At 35.6% G+C, this 17998-nt stretch carries 17 protein-coding genes and 1 other annotated feature; of the genes, 2 read left to right on the top strand and 15 right to left on the bottom strand.

The genetic code is table 11. The annotated features are described in order from the left end of the window. Nucleotides 1-260: 260 nt before the first annotated feature. Both VXN63_RS11030 and VXN63_RS11025 read right to left on the bottom strand, forming a co-directional pair. Nucleotides 261-1070: an NAD kinase gene (locus tag VXN63_RS11030; protein ID WP_327758138.1), complete on the bottom strand. Its 810-nt coding sequence runs from the start codon at nucleotides 1068-1070 to the stop codon at nucleotides 261-263. Between the two features lie 4 nt (nucleotides 1071-1074). Then, nucleotides 1075-1728, bottom strand: a complete 654-nt coding sequence (locus VXN63_RS11025) for a GTP pyrophosphokinase (protein ID WP_327758137.1) — start codon at nucleotides 1726-1728, stop codon at nucleotides 1075-1077. Between the two features lie 101 nt (nucleotides 1729-1829). Here VXN63_RS11025 and VXN63_RS11020 point away from each other — a divergent pair, with 101 nt between their 5' ends. Together VXN63_RS11020 and VXN63_RS11015 are read left to right on the top strand one after the other, a co-directional pair. Continuing rightward, nucleotides 1830-2420: a CYTH domain-containing protein gene (locus VXN63_RS11020; protein ID WP_327758136.1), complete on the top strand. Its 591-nt coding sequence runs from the start codon at nucleotides 1830-1832 to the stop codon at nucleotides 2418-2420. A gap of 224 nt (nucleotides 2421-2644) precedes the next feature. Further along, nucleotides 2645-3274: a DsbA family protein gene (locus tag VXN63_RS11015; protein WP_327758135.1), complete on the top strand. Its 630-nt coding sequence runs from the start codon at nucleotides 2645-2647 to the stop codon at nucleotides 3272-3274. Between the two features lie 38 nt (nucleotides 3275-3312). Here the strand turns inward: VXN63_RS11015 and pepF are convergent, their stop codons facing one another. The 13 genes from pepF to VXN63_RS10950 all read right to left on the bottom strand — a co-directional run bounded on the left by pepF (nucleotide 3313) and on the right by VXN63_RS10950 (nucleotide 17971). Then, a complete protein-coding gene (pepF, locus tag VXN63_RS11010; protein ID WP_327758134.1) occupies nucleotides 3313-5130 on the bottom strand; it encodes an oligoendopeptidase F in 1818 nt (605 codons plus the stop codon). 85 nt (nucleotides 5131-5215) lie between these two features. Continuing rightward, the gene (locus VXN63_RS11005) at nucleotides 5216-6328 is read right to left on the bottom strand and encodes a competence protein CoiA (protein WP_327758133.1); all 1113 of its coding nucleotides are present in this window, start codon (nucleotides 6326-6328) and stop codon (nucleotides 5216-5218) included. A 115-nt stretch (nucleotides 6329-6443) separates the two neighbouring features. Continuing rightward, entirely contained in the window at nucleotides 6444-7103 is a 660-nt protein-coding gene (locus VXN63_RS11000; protein ID WP_327758132.1) for an adaptor protein MecA, read from the bottom strand. A 280-nt stretch (nucleotides 7104-7383) separates the two neighbouring features. Next, nucleotides 7384-7791, bottom strand: a complete 408-nt coding sequence (gene spxA, locus VXN63_RS10995; protein ID WP_225744368.1) for a transcriptional regulator SpxA — start codon at nucleotides 7789-7791, stop codon at nucleotides 7384-7386. 402 nt (nucleotides 7792-8193) lie between these two features. Further along, nucleotides 8194-9213, bottom strand: a complete 1020-nt coding sequence (locus VXN63_RS10990; RefSeq protein ID WP_327758131.1) for a lipoate--protein ligase — start codon at nucleotides 9211-9213, stop codon at nucleotides 8194-8196. Nucleotides 9214-9225: 12 nt separating this feature from the next. Then, nucleotides 9226-9969, bottom strand: a complete 744-nt coding sequence (locus tag VXN63_RS10985; protein ID WP_327758130.1) for an MBL fold metallo-hydrolase — start codon at nucleotides 9967-9969, stop codon at nucleotides 9226-9228. A 122-nt stretch (nucleotides 9970-10091) separates the two neighbouring features. Further along, nucleotides 10092-11495 carry a protoporphyrinogen oxidase gene (gene hemG, locus VXN63_RS10980; protein ID WP_327758129.1) on the bottom strand — a complete coding sequence of 468 codons (1404 nt, stop codon included), beginning with the start codon at nucleotides 11493-11495 and terminating at the stop codon, nucleotides 10092-10094. A 429-nt stretch (nucleotides 11496-11924) separates the two neighbouring features. Then, complete coding sequence (gene rplT / locus VXN63_RS10975) at nucleotides 11925-12284, bottom strand: 50S ribosomal protein L20 (protein ID WP_327758128.1); 360 nt, start codon at nucleotides 12282-12284, stop codon at nucleotides 11925-11927. Nucleotides 12285-12337: 53 nt separating this feature from the next. Then, complete coding sequence (rpmI, locus tag VXN63_RS10970) at nucleotides 12338-12538, bottom strand: 50S ribosomal protein L35 (protein WP_327758127.1); 201 nt, start codon at nucleotides 12536-12538, stop codon at nucleotides 12338-12340. A gap of 24 nt (nucleotides 12539-12562) precedes the next feature. Continuing rightward, nucleotides 12563-13066: a translation initiation factor IF-3 gene (gene infC / locus VXN63_RS10965; protein ID WP_327758126.1), complete on the bottom strand. Its 504-nt coding sequence runs from the start codon at nucleotides 13064-13066 to the stop codon at nucleotides 12563-12565. 280 nt (nucleotides 13067-13346) lie between these two features. Beyond that, a complete protein-coding gene (gene thrS / locus VXN63_RS10960) occupies nucleotides 13347-15275 on the bottom strand; it encodes a threonine--tRNA ligase (RefSeq protein ID WP_327758125.1) in 1929 nt (642 codons plus the stop codon). A 73-nt stretch (nucleotides 15276-15348) separates the two neighbouring features. After that, nucleotides 15349-15566: a binding site (T-box leader), on the bottom strand. A 54-nt stretch (nucleotides 15567-15620) separates the two neighbouring features. Continuing rightward, entirely contained in the window at nucleotides 15621-16550 is a 930-nt protein-coding gene (gene dnaI / locus VXN63_RS10955; RefSeq protein WP_327758124.1) for a primosomal protein DnaI, read from the bottom strand. Next, a complete protein-coding gene (locus VXN63_RS10950; RefSeq protein WP_327758123.1) occupies nucleotides 16550-17971 on the bottom strand; it encodes a replication initiation and membrane attachment family protein in 1422 nt (473 codons plus the stop codon). The genes dnaI and VXN63_RS10950 overlap by 1 nt, the downstream gene beginning before the upstream one ends. Nucleotides 17972-17998: the final 27 nt, after the last annotated feature.

Here is a 17998-nt window from a genome sequence, read left to right as displayed (position 1 = left end):
ACTTTTATTCTCTCCTTAGAGAGTTTTACTCTCTTACTAGTCATTAGACTGCATTTATACTATCACAAAATTCATATTGGCTCAGCGTTTATCAAGAATTTTTAAACAGATAGTAGTCAAAATTAGTTTAACCCTAAAATTACTACACGCCTCTTTTTATATCCTGATATCATCAGTAAAGCAGGTAGATTTTAAATGAATCAAAATCTACCTGCTTTACTAGTTCATTACGTTAATCCGATTGGAACATTATTCAAAAGTTAGTCTTCGTTCTTTTTGGCGCCTAAAAATGCATCCTCTACACGATTCCAAAAGTGCGTATGTTGGTAACGTGCAAACCGGATCCGTTCTTCTGCAATTTTAAATCTCAATTCAGTTGCTTGAGTTTCATTGGTAACCACTTGGTCAATGGAAAGTACAAAATCATTTGTTTCGATTGGTCTGATTCTTATCCATTCATCAGGTGCAATAATGAGTGGTGAACTAAGTGTTCTAAATACCCTATTATTGAGCGAAGCCATTTCAGTCAGCTGTAAAGCTTCAAGTCTAGGGTGCAAAACGGCTCCACCAATAGATTTATTGTAGCCTGTAGACCCTGTAGGTGTTGAAATACAAAGTCCGTCTCCTCTGAAACGTTCGAAGTGTTCATCTCTTATGTAGACATCACAAACCAATGTCCCATCTACTCGTTTAATTGTAGACTCGTTTAATGCAAGGAAATGGGTGGGGTAAGGTTTGTGATTATAGTAAATTTCTACATCTAGCAGTGGATACTCGACATATTCACCGTTGTCAGATTTAAGGCTTTCAATTAATTCACCAATGTTATATTCACGCCAGTCTGTGTAAAAGCCTAAATGCCCAGTGTGCACACCAATAAATCTTACACCATCAAGCATATGGGCATAGCGATGGAATGCTGAGAGCAATGTTCCATCCCCTCCAACAGATATAACAATTGAAGGGTTTTTCTGGTCTAAAATAAAATGATGTTCTAGCAGCATCGCTCTTAATTTCTTGAATACTTTAATGGATTCTTCGGTAGAGTTATAAACAATCGCTATTCTCACGTTATTATTCCTTCCAGTTATTCAGATCAAATGCTTTCTGCTCGTCTTTGAATCTGAAATTCCTTTGAGCTTCTTTGATTTCTTCTCTAATTGTAGACATTTCTTCATCTAATCTAAAAGCCGATTCTGCAGCTTTTTGTAAACGAATATTGATTTCATCCGGAAACTCTCCTTGGTATTTGTAATTCAATGAATGCTCTATAGATGCCCAGAAATTCATGGCAAGTGTACGTATTTGAACTTCAACTAGCACATATTTCAGCTCATCAATCAACTGGACTGGGTATTCACAAATCAAATGGTACGAACGGTATCCACTTTCCTTTTTGTGAGATACATAATCCTTTTCTTGTAATACTTTTATATCTTCTCTTCGCTTAAGCATCTTTACAACGTCGTGTATATCTTCCACAAATGGGCACATGATGCGAATACCGGCTAGGTCTTCCATATCAGTTTCCAATTTATCAAGAGAAATATTTCTCGTTCTTGATTTCAGTAAAATACTATTGACTGGTTTTACTCGCCCAGTCACAAATTCAATTGGTCCATGTTCTTTTCTTAGTTTGTACATTGACCGTAAGCCTTTAAGTTTAATTTTTAATTCATCAACTGTTTGGGTATACGGAAGTAAAAATAATTCCCAGTCTCTATCCATATATATAACCTTCTTTTCATTTCCTACTTTCATTCTTCTCTTATCTATTGTACCATATTCAGGTATAAATCCGTACCACAGACGATGAAATGGGGATAATAATGAGCCAGAATGTTGAAATCGAATATAAAAACTTATTGACTGAATTAGAATACGAGAAACTAATCAAAGCTTTCAAAATAAACAAAGCTGAATCGTTTACCCAAGAAAATATTTATTTCGATTCCAAAGAAATGGTCCTGAAAGAAAATCAGTTGGCTTTAAGAATTCGTATCAAAGAAGATACTGCTGAAATGACACTAAAGTCACCTCATGAAGGACATTTACTCGAAACAAATGAATCCTTGACCATTGAGCAGGCTAGTGCACTGGTTGAGAAGACCGTCATTTATCCTACTGGCCAAATAGCAGAACTACTTGCTTCTTATGGTATAGATTCAATGACACCCTTACATATCATTGCACAACTCCGTACACAACGGTTAGAGAAAAAAGTGCACTCGTGTCTGATGGTTCTTGATAAAAGCTGGTATGGTGACCAAATTGATTACGAACTAGAAATAGAAAGCACAACTTCTAAAGGAGGTAAACAATTTATAGAAAACCTCTTAGCTCAGTACGATATTCCTGAACGTGACACGCCTAACAAAATTTCACGTGCTATAAAGGATCAACAAAAAAGGTCACTATGACAAAACAGACGTTCAAACAATTGTGTCGAAATTGTCACAGCCGATCTTTTTTTATGACAAATTGTGTGCAGATAATTATCAAATTATACGAGTCTTTGTTAATCTAATATATGTAAAGGACGTAAACAACGTTTACCAGAAGTTAACATTAAACTAAATATAACCGTTCAATTGCTAAAACTAGAACTAGATTCAAAAATAAATGACTGTTAGGTGAGTAGAGTATGAGTTTAAATAATGTTATTGAAATTTTCTTGTTTGTTAATCCTCTAGGAGTTAAAAGTTACGAAGCTGAAGAAGTTATCGAAACATTCTCTAAAGAAAGAGATGAAAAAGTCAAAATACGATTCGTTCCACTATTGAACTTTAAATCAGTTAAAAAACAATTACTAGATGAAAAGTACAACAGTACTTCCGTAGAGAACCGCAATCGCTTATATACTGATTCTTTTAACGCAAGTCTAGCTTTTGCCGCTGCTTCTATGCAAGGTAAAAAGAAAGCAAGAACATTCCTTATGAACCTTCAAGAAAGCATCTTGAATTCCAATGGGTTTCTTACTAAATCAATGATGTTGGATTGCGCAGAATCAGCTAAACTAGACACGGACATGTTCGAAGAAGATTTAGAATCCGATCTTGCAAAAGCTGCTTTCACTAAAGATCAAAAACTTGCTGAAGAGATGGCTGTTAAAGACACTCCAGCTTGTGTTTTATTTAATGGTTCAGATGTAGAGTGTGGATATCGAATTGAAACAGCTATCACTAGTAACTTATTACATGGAATCTGTTCTGATAGTACGCTTACTGAAGAACTTCCGGATTTAAAAAACAAATATAAATTTCAAATGGTATAAAAAATCATCCTTGAGAATCTCAAGGATGATTTTTCTTTTTAAAGATTCAATTCTTCTAATACAGACTCCAGTTCATTCAATCTTTCTTCAAACACTTTCATCGCTTTTTCGATATATTCTTTGTTCGTCATATCCACTCCGGCTTTTTTCATAACTTCAATCGGAAAATCACTGCTTCCTGATTTCAGATATGCTAGATAATGTTCAAGTGCACCTTCTTCTTCAGCTAGAATCTTGTCAGCCAATGCTGTAGCAGCACAGAAACCAGTTGAATATTGATAGACATAATAATTGTAGTAGAAATGTGGAATCCGTGCCCACTCAAACTGAATTTCATGATCTTTTTCCACAGACTCTCCATAATACTTGCTATTGATTTCTGCATAACTTTCGCTCAAATAATCTGCTGTTAAAGGAATACCCTTCGCTGCTTCCTCATGCATAAAGTGTTCGAACTCTGCAAATTGTGTTTGACGGAAAACAGTTCCTTTAAAGCCATCTAGATAATGATTCAATACATATGCACGTGCTTTAGGATCTGTCGTCGTTTTAAGCAAATAATCCGTAAGAATGTTTTCATTTGTAGTTGAAGCGATTTCTGCCAAAAAGATTGAGTAATCGCCATATACATAAGGTTGTGTTTCTCTTGTAAAGTAACTATGGGCACTATGACCTAATTCATGAACCAATGTATATAAGTGATTCAATGAATCATGCCAATTCAAGAGAATATATGGATTTGTATCGTAGTCTCCTGAAGAATAAGCTCCACTACGTTTTCCTTTGTTTTCAACTACATCTATCCAGCGATTATCGAAAGCTTGATTTAATACATTTCGGTACTCTTCGCCCAAGGGTGCAAGACCTTTAAAGGTTTCTTGTTTTGCTTCCTCATAGCTGTACTTAAGACTAGCTTCACCTGTGATTGGTGTGTAAAGATCGTACATATGGAGTTCGTCCACATTTAATAACTTTTTACGTAAGTCCATATATCTGTGTAATAAAGGTAAATGTTCATTTACGACATCAATAAGCGTTTCATGAACGGACTCAGGTATATGATTCCCAGATAATGCTCTATGTCTAGCAGAATCAAATTTATGAACACTGGCTTGGTAGTTATGGTTTTTAACATTAGCAGATAGCGTACTAGCAAATGTATTTTTTAAGCCTTCATATACTTCGTACATTTTTTTGAAAGCTTCTGCCCTAACGTCTCTATTTGTACTTTCAAGAAGTTCCCCATACATGCCATGTGATAATTGAACTTCTTCTCCTTGTTCACCTTTCACATTTGGGAACGTCAAGTCTGCATTGTTTAATACACTAAATGTCTGGCTTGAAGCAGACAAGATGTCGCTTGCTCCAGCTAACAAGGCCTCCATCTCAGCAGAAAGTACATGCTCACGATTAGCTGTTAACTGATCAATATAATGTTTGTATTGTTTCAATTCTTGTTCTTCTTCAAAGTAGCTATTTAACGTTTCTTCTTTAAGTGTCAATAACTCTGGCTCAAACCAAGATGTTGCTTCACCAGCTTTAGTTGCTAACAGTCTTGCTCTGTCATTCATAGCCTGATACGTTCCGTTTGAAGTATCCTGATCGTTTTTCAAGTGAGCATATACGTAAACTGATCCAAAGGACTGGAATACATCTAGCATAGAGACAAGCGCATCAAGAAACGCCTTTGCACCATTACTTAATGTTCCTTGTAATTGAGAGATTTCTTTCACTTTTTGTTCAGTCTCTTTAATCTTACCTTCCCATTCTTCATCTGATTTAAAAATAACGGTTAAATCCCATGTCAACTCTTCAGAAACTTCTTCGCGGTTCGGTAAACTGTTCGTCTTTGACATAATTTCCCTCCTAATATATAACTATGAAATAATGATAACATAATTTGAATTCTAAGAGAATATACAAATCTTTTTATCTGTTTATTTAAAGATTCAATGCTAGAATTTTTTCATTTTCGTTATTAAAGCGTTTAGCAGGGCTCAGGATAACCCATTTCCTTGTTCTTATTTCACGTAATATATTCATTTTAACAAGGATTTTCATATAGTTCACAAAAACCTGATAAAAGTGATCATTTTGTAAAAGTGGCATTTCCGATAGTGAGAGTTTTTCTTGTTTACGTAATTCTTCAATATAACTAAACAAACCTTTTTCAGTTATAATTTGATGACTTTCATGTTTCTCAATCCAAATTAAAAGTCGATATTTCCATTCAACTGGTTCAGTTAATATAATCCATTGATTATCCAGTGGATAATAGACTTCGATAGGCATACTCATTAAGCTTTCCGACTCACTATACAATAAACTGGCGAAATTTCTGATCCGAGGATTTGAATAGGCCATATGTTTCTGCAGATTTAAATGCGTATTATACAATGAGAAGTTTTCTACACGCTTTTTAGAAACTTTTTCAGTAAATGAGAAATCATTTTGAAGGATTTGTGCTAGGTTTCGATTTGAGAGAATCGTCTTTTCTGTATTACAGATTCGATTCATCTTTTTATTAAAACTATGTATAATCTCTAGATGATTATTTTTGGTTTTATAACGCAACAAGTAAAGTCCGAATTTTGGATTAAATCGAATGAAAGATCTCTTTAATTGAGTCATCTGAGTGTTTGTAAAAAAACGATCTCCAAGAATCCAATATGGCTGATATCCATGTTTCAGGTAGTTACTTGTTCTCTCTAGCATTTTCTGAATTGGTAATTGACTACATTGAAATTCTATTGCGATTTTTTGATGTTCTGTGTTTAAAAGGATATCAGGCCTCTGCTTTAAATTTGGTAGATATGCTTCGAGTTCCACGTTCAGTTTGTTATTTTTTAGTATTGTATACAACTGTAACTTTCCATTGAGGTGTTCCATCGTTTCTCCTTCTGAGAAGCTCTCACATGCTTCTTTTTTATAATGAGAAAAATGTGGAGCTTTAAGCGCCCCTTTTTTCAAAAAAACGCTTTGGTTACATGTTGGACAATATAACTTTTTCAAATTATACGCCGCTTCTTCAAAAGCAAAAATTGTTCTGTGCATATCGTTCACCGCTATGAGCATACTATCATCCTTTCCGCTTCTCAATTAAATATTGATAAAAACAGAAAAAAGTCATTAAAAAAACCACGGGAATCATCATCTCGTGGTTAAGAAATTATTTAAAATAGTGTCTGACAAGTTCTAGTGCGTTTGTATCCATGATTTTGTCAGCATATTCATCTAAGACATCTGCTGATATTCGACTTCTCTCACCAAATTCTAGTGCATGAGCAATTTCTTCATCTGTCGTTTTTAGCGTCATTTCTTCGATGAAAAATACAATATGCAAGTAATACTGATCTTTGAATTTATAAAGGTTTGACAAACCACTTTCCAAATAATACTCTTGGGCCATCATAATCATTTGCTCAAAGTTATGAAATACGAATACAGCTTCCATGGTTTTGGTATCCTGAGCGTTCATGTATTCTTCTACTCCATCTTCTTTTTTATTCTGAGATAGCGATTCATTTAGCATTTTAACCGGGTCCATGATTGAGTCGTCCTCTAGATCATCTTCCATATCTTCTCTATATTGTGCACCTTTGCTGATAAACAATTCCAAACCATTATTGTTAGGCATGACCTGAAAAGTAACAGCGTCAGATTCTTGAAATTCTTCATCAATATCAACTTCTTCTAAAATACTATAGAAGAAATTCTCAATCTGTTTCTGGTTACCCAATAAATCAAGAAAAGTGATGCCTCTTTCTTCAAGATCCGTATTCTCAATCTTTACACGAATCGTATCTTCGTTAATATGTTCGATTTCCATATTTATAGCACCTCTTTCCTTCAATCAGTGTCAGGTATTAAGCTTTTTTTGAATATTGCCTATTATTTATTACCGACAATACTTTCTATTTATATTATAGAGGTTTTGTTAGATAAATTGAAGCCCTGTAACCTCTTCACGCAGAGTTACTACGCTCTAGCTATTATACAAAATGAGTGAAACGAATACAAGTCAATGATTTAAAGAAAATAAAAAAGATTCGACCGTACCAGACAGTGTCGAATCTTTTATAAGATCTAAAATATTTTTAGTATCCTACTTAGCTATTTGAAAGAGCAACTAATCGTTGGGCTTTTTGTAACTCTAAAGCTCTTACTTCTCTAGGGATAAACTGACGAATTTCGTCTTCATTGTATCCGATTTGCATACGTTTTTCATCTAAAACGATTGGTCTACGTAATAAACTTGGTGTTTCTTGAATTAATGTGAATAATTCTTGTAAAGAAAGATCATCAATATCAACGTTTAACTGTTGGAATGCTTTTGAACGTGTTGAGATAATTTCTTCAGTTCCCTCTTCTGTCATACGCATAATAGATTTTATTTCGCTAATTGTTATAGGTGTTGAGGCAATGTTTCTTTCTTCATAAGGGATGCCAAATTCTTCTAACCATGCCTTCGCTTTTCTACATGATGCGCAACTTGGTGATGTAAATAATGTGACCATTATGTATTGCTCCCTTCAAATCTCTGTTTTTTTATAGTATATTTGTTTGCTTGTTGACTACATTTATAACTATATATCAATTGTGAACTCTTGTAAACCCCTTTCGTCATTTTTTTGTCAAATATCACGTTTTTTTCTATCAACAAATGTAGGCATGCTCGTTAAAACCCCTTTACCAATGCGTTTATAGGTCATTAACTACAAGCCTACTAAAACGATACTAAATTATAATGATTATAAACAAGAAAACGTTCTGTCACATGGGTTTTTTCTCTAGTATAGTTTTATGTCGTTAAATGGCTTAATGAGTTGACTATTCCTTATTATGAGCATGAGTAGATATACAAAAATAGTCTTGATGATGTCCTTGTTTGGACATGACCAAGACTATCTCTAAATCACTTAGTAAAATAAGTTAACTAATTCATCAATTTCTACTTTTCCAAAGTATTTATTTATGTCAACGTCCTCAAATACTTCACGAATAGCTTTTTCTTCATAAGTCTTACCAATTAACTTATCCTCTACGTCTGATATTTCACCTAAGCCAAAGAAATCTCCAAAAATTTTAATATCTTGGATCACTCCTCTGTTCACGTTCAATTTCACTTCCACCGTTCCAATAGATAATCTTTCGCTACGCTCCAGATCAAATTTAGGGGATTTCCCATAATTCCAGTCCCAGTTTGCTGTATAGGTTTCTGCAAATTTATCTATTTTCTCCCAGTCCGATTCAGTTAGTTTATATTCTTTTACTTCGGATACTTCTGAAACTTCAAATATATTCAGCAATAACTTTTCTCTAAAGTTTTTGGCATTCATATACTGATAATCATCACTTAGATAGGGCTTAATGTTCGTTACACGGCTTCTAATCGATTTTATACCCTTAGATTCCAACTTATGCTTCTTAGGTCTCAAAGCGCCTACTACCGCTTCTATTTCCGAATCAAACATCAGTGTACCATGCGCAGTCAATCTGCCATTCTTAGAGTACATCGCATTTCCTGAGAATTTTTTCTCATCAATGACCAAATCGTTACGACCCTTCAGCTCAGCACCTTCTACACCCATTTTATGAAGTGCATCAATAACAGGTGAAGTGAATTTTTTGAAGTCTCTGAAAGAATCTCCATCGTCTTTTGTTATAAAGCAAAAGCATAGTACACCTAAATCGTGGTACACAGCGCCTCCACCTGAAAATCTTCTGACTACCGTTACATCATGTTCATTGACGTAATCCGTATTAACTTCTTCAAATGTATTCTGGTTCTTACCTACTATAATGGCATTATCATTAATGTAAAACAATAGGATAGGTTCGTCCAGTTCTATTTCATTTAATAGATAATACTCAATCGCTAAGTTGATTCGTGCGTCTACTATTTCTTGTCCATTCCGTTCGTTTTTAACATAATACATAGTTAATCTCCTTTAAATGATAATCTCCAGATCTTTTTCAGCCAATAATGTTTTAGTCTTAGGTGCTTCTTCTGCGGCTTCTTTTTGTAATTGCTTTAAGTCTCCATTTTGCGGAAGGTGACTGAGTACCATTGTCTGAACATTTGCTTTATGAGCGATGTATCCGCACTCTTTAGACGTCATGTGAACTAAATGCCTTTCCATTCCTCTGAAAAGATTTGTATCTGTAATGAACAAATCCGCATTCTTTGCAAAAGGAATGAACTCTTCAATATAACCAGAATCAGCTGTATACACAACTGTTTTCCCTGTAGCTCTTTCCACAATCCGAAAAGCATAACATGGAACTGGATGTAGCGTTTTTAAATGCGTAACATCAAACGGTCCAATAGATGTATGGTTTTCTTTTGTGTAGTCAATTCCCTGACTAACTTCTTCAAGGGTTGTCTTCTCAAAAGCTTGCTTATCTTCGCTGTGTCCGTAAATAGACAGTAGCGGAGCACGATTACCTTTGTCGGTTCTTTTAAGTTGTCTAGTAAACTGAAGGACACCTAAATCTGCAATATGGTCATGATGATAGTGGGAAAGCAAAACGGCATTCAATTCTAGTGGGTCAATGTGATGTTCAAGCGCCAATAAAGATGCACTTCCAGCATCGAGTAATAAATTATACCCTTCCGATTGTACTAGATAAGCACTCGTTCCTACGTCCTTCGTAGGGTATCCTCCATAATATCCTAAAACTGTGACTTGCATAATTAGCCTTCCTTTCTATTTTATTCTAGAATACTCCAGATGAAAATAAAAAAACAACTAAATTCACTCTAATGAGCTCAATTTAGTTGTTTTTAAACCTCTGATTGGATTAAAAGGCTTTATTACAAACTATTTTGTTTTTTTAAGTGTGTAATAATGTACTCACTAACTTCGTTACCCTGCTTTATACAACTATTGATGCCGAATCCTTTGACACCATTCCCAGCCAGGTAAATTCCAGGATAAGCAGTTTGAATTGAGTCAATTAATTTACTTCCAGCATTCTCCCCACTGAAGGATTGTTTTGGGAAAGAATTTTTCCATCTTTTAAGAACATGGTAAATTGGTGGGGCATCTATGCCGAGCATTTTTTCTAAGTCTTTAAGTAGCAATTCTTCAATCTGTTTGTTACTTAGAGATAGCATAATTTCTTCATTCCCGTGACCAAAATAAATGCCTAATAACTCTTCATCTCTATTTTCCAAGCTTGCCCATTTTTTATTTAACCAAACAACGCTTGAAATATGAGAATCATTTCTTCTAGAACATAGTATGCCGTTTCCTTCAGGTTTGATCTTTAAAGCCCCTTTTGGAAAACTGAACATTGCAAAACCAATTGAGTTCGTTTTAATTTCTTTGAATTGTTCCTTGAATTCTACATCTGTGAAAATTTCTTTGTAGTTCCCAGGGTCTGTTGCGACTACAACCGCCCCAACTCTGACTTGTTCTTTTTTATTGATGTCTAGTATATACGTACCTTCAATACTCTTTTTAATCTCTGTGACTTTTTTTGAAAAAACAACATGCCCCTTGAGTGCTTCCATTAGCATATTCGTTAATGTTTCTAACCCATTTTCAAAAGAAATTTGTTTTCTATTAGAATCGAGAATATCAGGATTTGCTTCAAGAGCATTCGTCAGGTTGCCATGTTCACTCTCTAATTTTAGAATGGTACTATCGATCATGTCCATACCAGTGGACTCCATGTGATTCATGTAGATTTCAGAATAATACGGTTCTGCTACATATTCTGTTAGCTCTGTTCCGATTCTTTCATTCAAATAATCAATCACACTTGTGTGTTCCGTTATTTCCGAGGATGGAAGGTAGGTATCTTTTAAATAAGATACTTTTCCTTGAAACGAGAGTAAATCATATTTCCAGATCTCAGATCGTTTAGCCGGTATACCCTTGTAAGTAGGACTATCTATATGATACAGCTTGTTAAATGCATAAATATCCTGTTTCCCATTCTGGCTGTACCTAATTTGTTCAGTTAAGCCGAGTTCATTGATCAAATCCATCGCTTCACCGGATCCTACATCAATCGATTCAGCCCCTAAATCTACATAATCTTCTCCCATCTTCATTGTGTGGATTTTACCACCAGAACGAATGGAACTTTCCAATACAAGTAGTTCGAAAGGAAGGCTATATTTTTCTATTGTTTTTTTTAATCTGAATGCTGTCGTAAGCCCTGTTATGCCTGTTCCGATGACCGCTATTCGCTTTTTAGATCTATTCATTGCCTCATACCTTCCATTTCTATATAAGGGATTGCAACTTATGTATAGGATCATTCAATAATTACTGTCACTATTCATTATTGAGTTCCTCATTAGCTTTTTCAAGAGATCATACTCCAATTTGGGCAAACTGGGATTCTTGTCATTTAATTTATTATATCATGTATTTACAGATTATATCTTATTTTTATACAATTTCAATCTGGAATTCTTATGTTGGAAGCGAATTAAATTACATCGACTATTTTTCGCCATATTTAACAGTTAAACTATCTTGAATTCGTATAAATGTTACGTATAGACTCAACCTATTTTCTATGGTTCTTTCTAATCTATCTGTTTATAATCGTTTTTTTCCAACGAATACTTTAAGTAGAGTTTATAAAAAGGTATAAAAAAAACCCGCTTATATAAGCGAGTTTTACTGTATTATTTGCTTAAAGCGTCTTTAGCCTGGTCAGCCAAAGTTGTAAATGCTGCTGCATCACTTACTGCAAGTTCAGCTAACATTTTACGGTTCATGTCGATTTCTGCAAGTTTAAGTCCGTGCATCAATTTAGAGTAGCTTAAGCCGTTCATACGTGCTGCAGCGTTGATACGTGCAATCCATAATCTACGGAAGTTACGCTTGTTTTGTTTACGGTCTCTATATGCATATTGGTAAGATTTCATTACTTGTTGTTTTGCAACTTTAAACAAGCGATGCTTCGCTCCGTAGTACCCTTTAGCTAGCTTTAAAACGCGATTACGGCGCTTGCGGGAGACTACTCCACCTTTAACTCGTGCCATTGTTGATTTCCTCCTTGGTTGCACTCTTGATCATTCGAGTGCTCGTACATTTATTATTTCATTTTAGCAAGTTGTTGTTTGATACGTTTGTAATCACTCTTCGAAACCATTGTAGATTTACGCAAGTGACGTTTTTGTTTTTGAGATTTGTTTGCAAACATGTGGCTACGTTTTGCGTGGCTACGTTTAAGTTTACCAGAACCCGTTCTCTTGAAACGTTTTGCTGAACCTTTATGTGTCTTTTGCTTAGGCATTATTGATTTCCTCCTACACTTGTCTTATTTCTCAGATTTCGGTGCCAGCATCAAGAACATGCTACGACCATCCATTTTAGCTTTCGATTCGACTTGTGAAATGTCAGACGCTGCTTCCGCCATACGTTCTAGTACTTCACGTCCAATTTCCTTGTGAGTAATCGCACGTCCACGGAATCGAATAGATACTTTCACTTTATCGCCTTTTTCCAAGAACTTACGTGCATTACGCAATTTTGTATCAAAATCGTGATCGTCGATAGTTGGACTCAAACGAATCTCTTTAACGTTAACGATTTTTTGATTCTTTCTTGCTTCACGTTCTTTCTTTTGCATTTCGTAGCGATGCTTCCCATAATCCATTACACGAGCAACAGGTGGCTTAGCGTTAGGTGACACTAGAACTAAATCTAGATTGGCATCTTCAGCTAAGCGCATTGCTTCATTGCGTTGGACTACCCCGATCTGTTCACCGTCTTTGCCGATCAAACGTACTTCTCTAGCACGAATACGATCATTGACAATCATGTCTTTTGCTATGGTGGTTCACCTCCAAAGTATTTGCGAAAAAAACAGAGACAGAAAAAGAGACGTGACCTTTTTCAAAGCCCCGTCTCCATCTCCGCAACCAGACAAGAAATACTTATCTGACTTCAAAATAGTCGTAACTATTTTGAGTTATATACGTTCGATATCTGCCCATGGATCTAAATCCAAAAGGCGAGAAGCGGGTGCTTCTGCTTTGTTTTCTCAACTCTTATATAATAACAAATATTTATTTACCTGTCAACACTATTTGAGCATTAAATCATTTATTGGATTCAGCTACAATGTTTGAAATGAATTCATTTTTAGAATATGTGATGGTTTCTTTTTCACCATATTTACGAACACTCACTGTCTGATTCTCTACTTCACTGTCACCAACCACGATTTGATAAGGGATTTTAAGAGTTTGCGCATGGCGAATCTTGTACCCCATTTTTTCATTGCGGTTATCAATTTCGATCCGTAATCCTTTCGCTTTCAGTTCTTCGTTTAACTGATTAGCATAGTCAGCATGGATATCCAAGTTAACCGGAATAATTTTAGCTTGCACTGGTGCTAACCACGTAGGGAAAGCTCCTTTGTATCTTTCAATCAAGTAAGCTACAAATCGTTCCATTGTAGAAACAATACCGCGGTGGATAACAACTGGTCTATGGTTGTCATTACCATCTTCTCCAACGTAAGTCAGGTCAAATCTTTCAGGTAGCAGGAAATCTAATTGAACAGTTGATAATGTTTCTTCGATCCCCATCGCTGTCTTAACTTGTACATCTAGCTTTGGACCGTAAAAAGCTGCTTCACCAATAGCTTCGAAGTAGTCCATCCCCATCTCATCCAAAGTATCTTTCAACATAGACTGTGCTTTTTCCCACATTTCATCGTCGTCAAAATATTTCTCTGTATTTTTCGGATCACGATAGCTTAATCGGAAGCGATAATCTTTAATATCGAAATCTTCGAATACAGCTAGCATCAATTCCACAACTCTGCGGAATTCTTCTTTAATTTGATCCGGTCTTACAAATACGTGAGCATCATTCAAAGTCATTTCACGAACACGTTGCAATCCAGATAAAGCGCCACTTTTCTCATAACGATGCATTTGGCCTAATTCCGCAATACGGATTGGTAAATCACGGTAACTTCTTACGTCATTTTTGAATACCATCATATGATGCGGGCAGTTCATCGGACGCAATACAAGCATTTCTCCATCACCCATATCCATTGGTGGAAACATATCTTCGTGATAGTGATCCCAGTGTCCAGATGTTTTGTAGAAATCTACATTCGCCATGATTGGAGTATATACGTGCTGGTACCCCATGCTGATCTCTTTGTCTGTAATGTATCTTTCAATCACTCGACGGATTGTTGCACCTTTTGGCAACCAGAATGGTAGTCCTGATCCAACTTCAGGTGACAGCATAAAGATATCTAATTCTTTACCTAATTTACGGTGATCGCGTTGCTTGGCTTCTTCACGCATCTTGATAAATTCTTTTAATGCTTTTTTATCGAAGAAAGCCGTACCGTAAACACGTTGCATCATTTTATTATCTGAGTTTCCTCTCCAATATGCTCCTGCTAGAGAGAGTAATTTAAACACCTGAATACGACCAGTCGAAGGCACATGTACACCTCTACATAAATCGACAAATTCACCTTGTTCATAAACAGATATTGTCTCATCTTCTGGTAAATTTGTAATGAGTTCTACTTTGTAAGGATCTGCTGCGAACAATTCAAGTGCGGCTTCTCTAGAAATTTCTTTTCGTACAAATGGTAGATTCTCTTTAACAATTGCCATCATTTCTTTTTCAATGGATTCTAAATCTTCTTCTGTGATAGGTGTTTCTGAATCTGTATCATAGTAAAATCCTGTTTCAATCGCTGGACCTACACCGAACTTAACATCTGGGAATAATCTCTTAATTGCTTGAGCCATTAAGTGAGCAGTAGAATGACGAAGGATTCCTAAAGCATCTTCGTGATCTGGTGTAATGATTTCAAGTTCTCCGTCTTCATAAAGTGGTTGATCAAAATCAACATGTTGACCATTCCACTTACCGGCTAATCCTTTTTTCTCCAATGATTTAGCAATACTGCCTGCAACCATTTTCGGTGATGATCCTGACTCCACATTTTTTATGGACCCATCTGGTAATTTAACTGCGATTTCTGACATATCAATTCCTCCTGCTTTTATTCTCTTCACTTATTGTACAAAAAAAGTCCCAATGAATGAGATTGATCTCATTCATTGGGACGTAGTTGATTACGTGGTTCCACCCAGTTTTACAGAAAGTAAACTCTCTGTCTTCATTAGCTCTTTAACGCAGAGACACGTCTGCTCTTACTCAATTCAAAGCAGCACTCGAAAGGGGTAGATGATAAATTGTTTCAGAAGACTTTCAGCTAATGTCTTCCTCTCTTTAAAACAAGCTCTTATCAAATTTGTCTTTCTCTAAGTTTTATTATTAGAATAATAGTAGAATACCACGCTTGACTTTAGCTTTCAATAGTTTTCTTACTAAGCATGTCTCCTGTTATCGCCTGTCATTTCTACTTCTTTGGAAAGAAACTTCACTCTTTCCATAATCCTTTTAGCTTTTAAAGGTTCATTTTCGCCTCTTTGCGTCACTCGAAGATGCTCTTGTTCCAAATGAGCCATATCAAAATTAGAGGTAAAGAACGTTGGAAGCTGTTCTTGCATTCTATGCTGTAAAACGACTCCCAGAATATCATCTCTAATCCAACTAGACATAGAATCCGCTCCAATATCATCAATCATTAATATTTTAGCGTTTTTCAAAGCAGAAAGCTTTTCTTCAGTTGTATTTTGGCCAATTGAATTCTTCATTTCGACAGCAAATGTTGGAAAATGAACGAGTGTTGAGGGATGACCTTGTTTTGATAACTCATGCGCAATCGCCCCTAATAGAAAAGTCTTCCCTACTCCAAATTTTCCGTAAAGATACAATCCTTGTTGGAAGGTTTCAGGATTTTCAAGAAACTGATCAATAAAATCGTAGGCTTCCTCTACCGCTTTGTTTCTCCCGGGCGTACTATCAAACTGATCAATATTGAAATGCTTAATGTCTTTTGACATATACAATGAATGAATCCGTTTATTGATAGCTTCTTGTTTCTGACGATTGATCAAATCAGAAGACGGCTCATAGGTTACATCAACTCTTTTATTGTTGATTGAAAGACTTGGCTTATACCCCGGCATAAGCTGACCACTCTGAGCAGCCGCTTTCTTCTTTTCGACAACAAATTCATACAACTTAGACGCACTTTTTTCAATCGCTTCGTTATCGAGTACTGTCCTGTTTTCAGCAATAAACCGTCGAACATCAGGATCTTTAAATACTTCGTTTTTCATGATTTCTCTAAATCTCTCGTTCATTTTAGTTGAATTCATCATATTTTCCAACTGGTTACGAATACTCTCCATTAACTGTCACCACCTTTACTTCGATTTCTGATACGCTCAAGTCTTTGCCTGAATTCTTCTTGCTTTTTAGCATCGATTTCTTCTCCAACATTCTCTTCTGATGCCCAGTCTGGTAACGTTTCTTTTCTAATATATTTTTGAGAATTTGATCGAGTTGAACCCGATCTTTGTTTGCTTTGTCTATCGCTTCTTGACTCAGCATATAATTGTTTCACTTTCTGTAGAGCGTCTTCTGGTGAGTTTATATCATTTTGCGCCCAATCATTAGCAACTTTCAGTGCAAGACTTTTTTCCAATACAGGTGCATTTTTCCCAATCAACACATAATTGATTAGGATATTAATCACACTTGTCGAAAGAGAAGATTGTTCTACAAGTTCTTTAATGACCCATGTTTCATTGCTAGAAACAAATCCACCTTTTTGATTCTTGATAGATTTCAAGTATTCAATCGGTTTTACTTCCTGAGCATGTAAAATGATTTCGATTTCTTGATTATTAAATCCCTTTTGTTTAAGTTGTGTTTTTCGCCCACTTTTAGCAGATTGTTCTTCTTGAATTGAACCCGTTACTTTATCTTGTATCTGAACTTTTCTAGCTTGCTTTTTATGGAAATCTCTTTGAACGATTTGTGGTAGTTTCTCTTGGTCGATATTTGAAGTCTCTATATCTGTAGACTCAAGAACATACTTTTGCATATCCAGTTCGTTGACGCCGTATATTTCATAGATAGAAATAATTAATTCTCTAATTTCTTTTGTAAGAGATTTTTTATTGATAAAGTGATGATTCAAACCTTCTACAAAGAACGTCCAATCGAAGTCACTTTGTTCACTCATCATTTGAACCGGTGAATGTTTTGAAGACGGCAACTCTTGGTCATCAAATTCTACGACTGACAATTGATTATGTTTTTGGATGTCAAAATAATAGACATCTAAGAAAGACTTTGTAATTTCCTCATACTTTTCTGCTTCAGGCTTTTCATTAGAAAACTGCTGTTTGATTTCGTTGAACATTCTTTCTCCAACTTTTTCAAATAAGATCAGACGCATCAGATGATCATTGAAAAAACGTTCGGCAGAAAGAGGGGGTTTGATCTCAAAAAGAAACTGATCTGAGTCTTTTTTGCTTTTATAAACGCTCAATAAGCCTAAACCTTCAAGTCGAATGCGGGCCTGATATAATTCTGGTATCCCAATATCAAGAAGCGTCATCAGCTCAGATAAAGGTCTAGCCTCTGTCCAACCACTGCCATTTCTGATTGATTCTTTTAAATTCATATACAATGTGAATGCTGCATTGCCAATAAGTGGTTGGTAGATTGTCGTCAAAATACGTACATCTTGATCAGAGAGAGGGACAACTTGACGTAATGTGAAAAAATCTTTTGGATTGACTTGTTGCCACGGGTAATTCATTGTGCACTCTCTCCTTTCATTTATCTA

The organism is Marinilactibacillus sp. XAAS-LB27, assembly GCF_036039175.1.
GTDB lineage: Bacteria > Bacillota > Bacilli > Lactobacillales > Carnobacteriaceae_A > Marinilactibacillus.
This window is presented reverse-complemented; position numbering and strand designations above follow the sequence as displayed.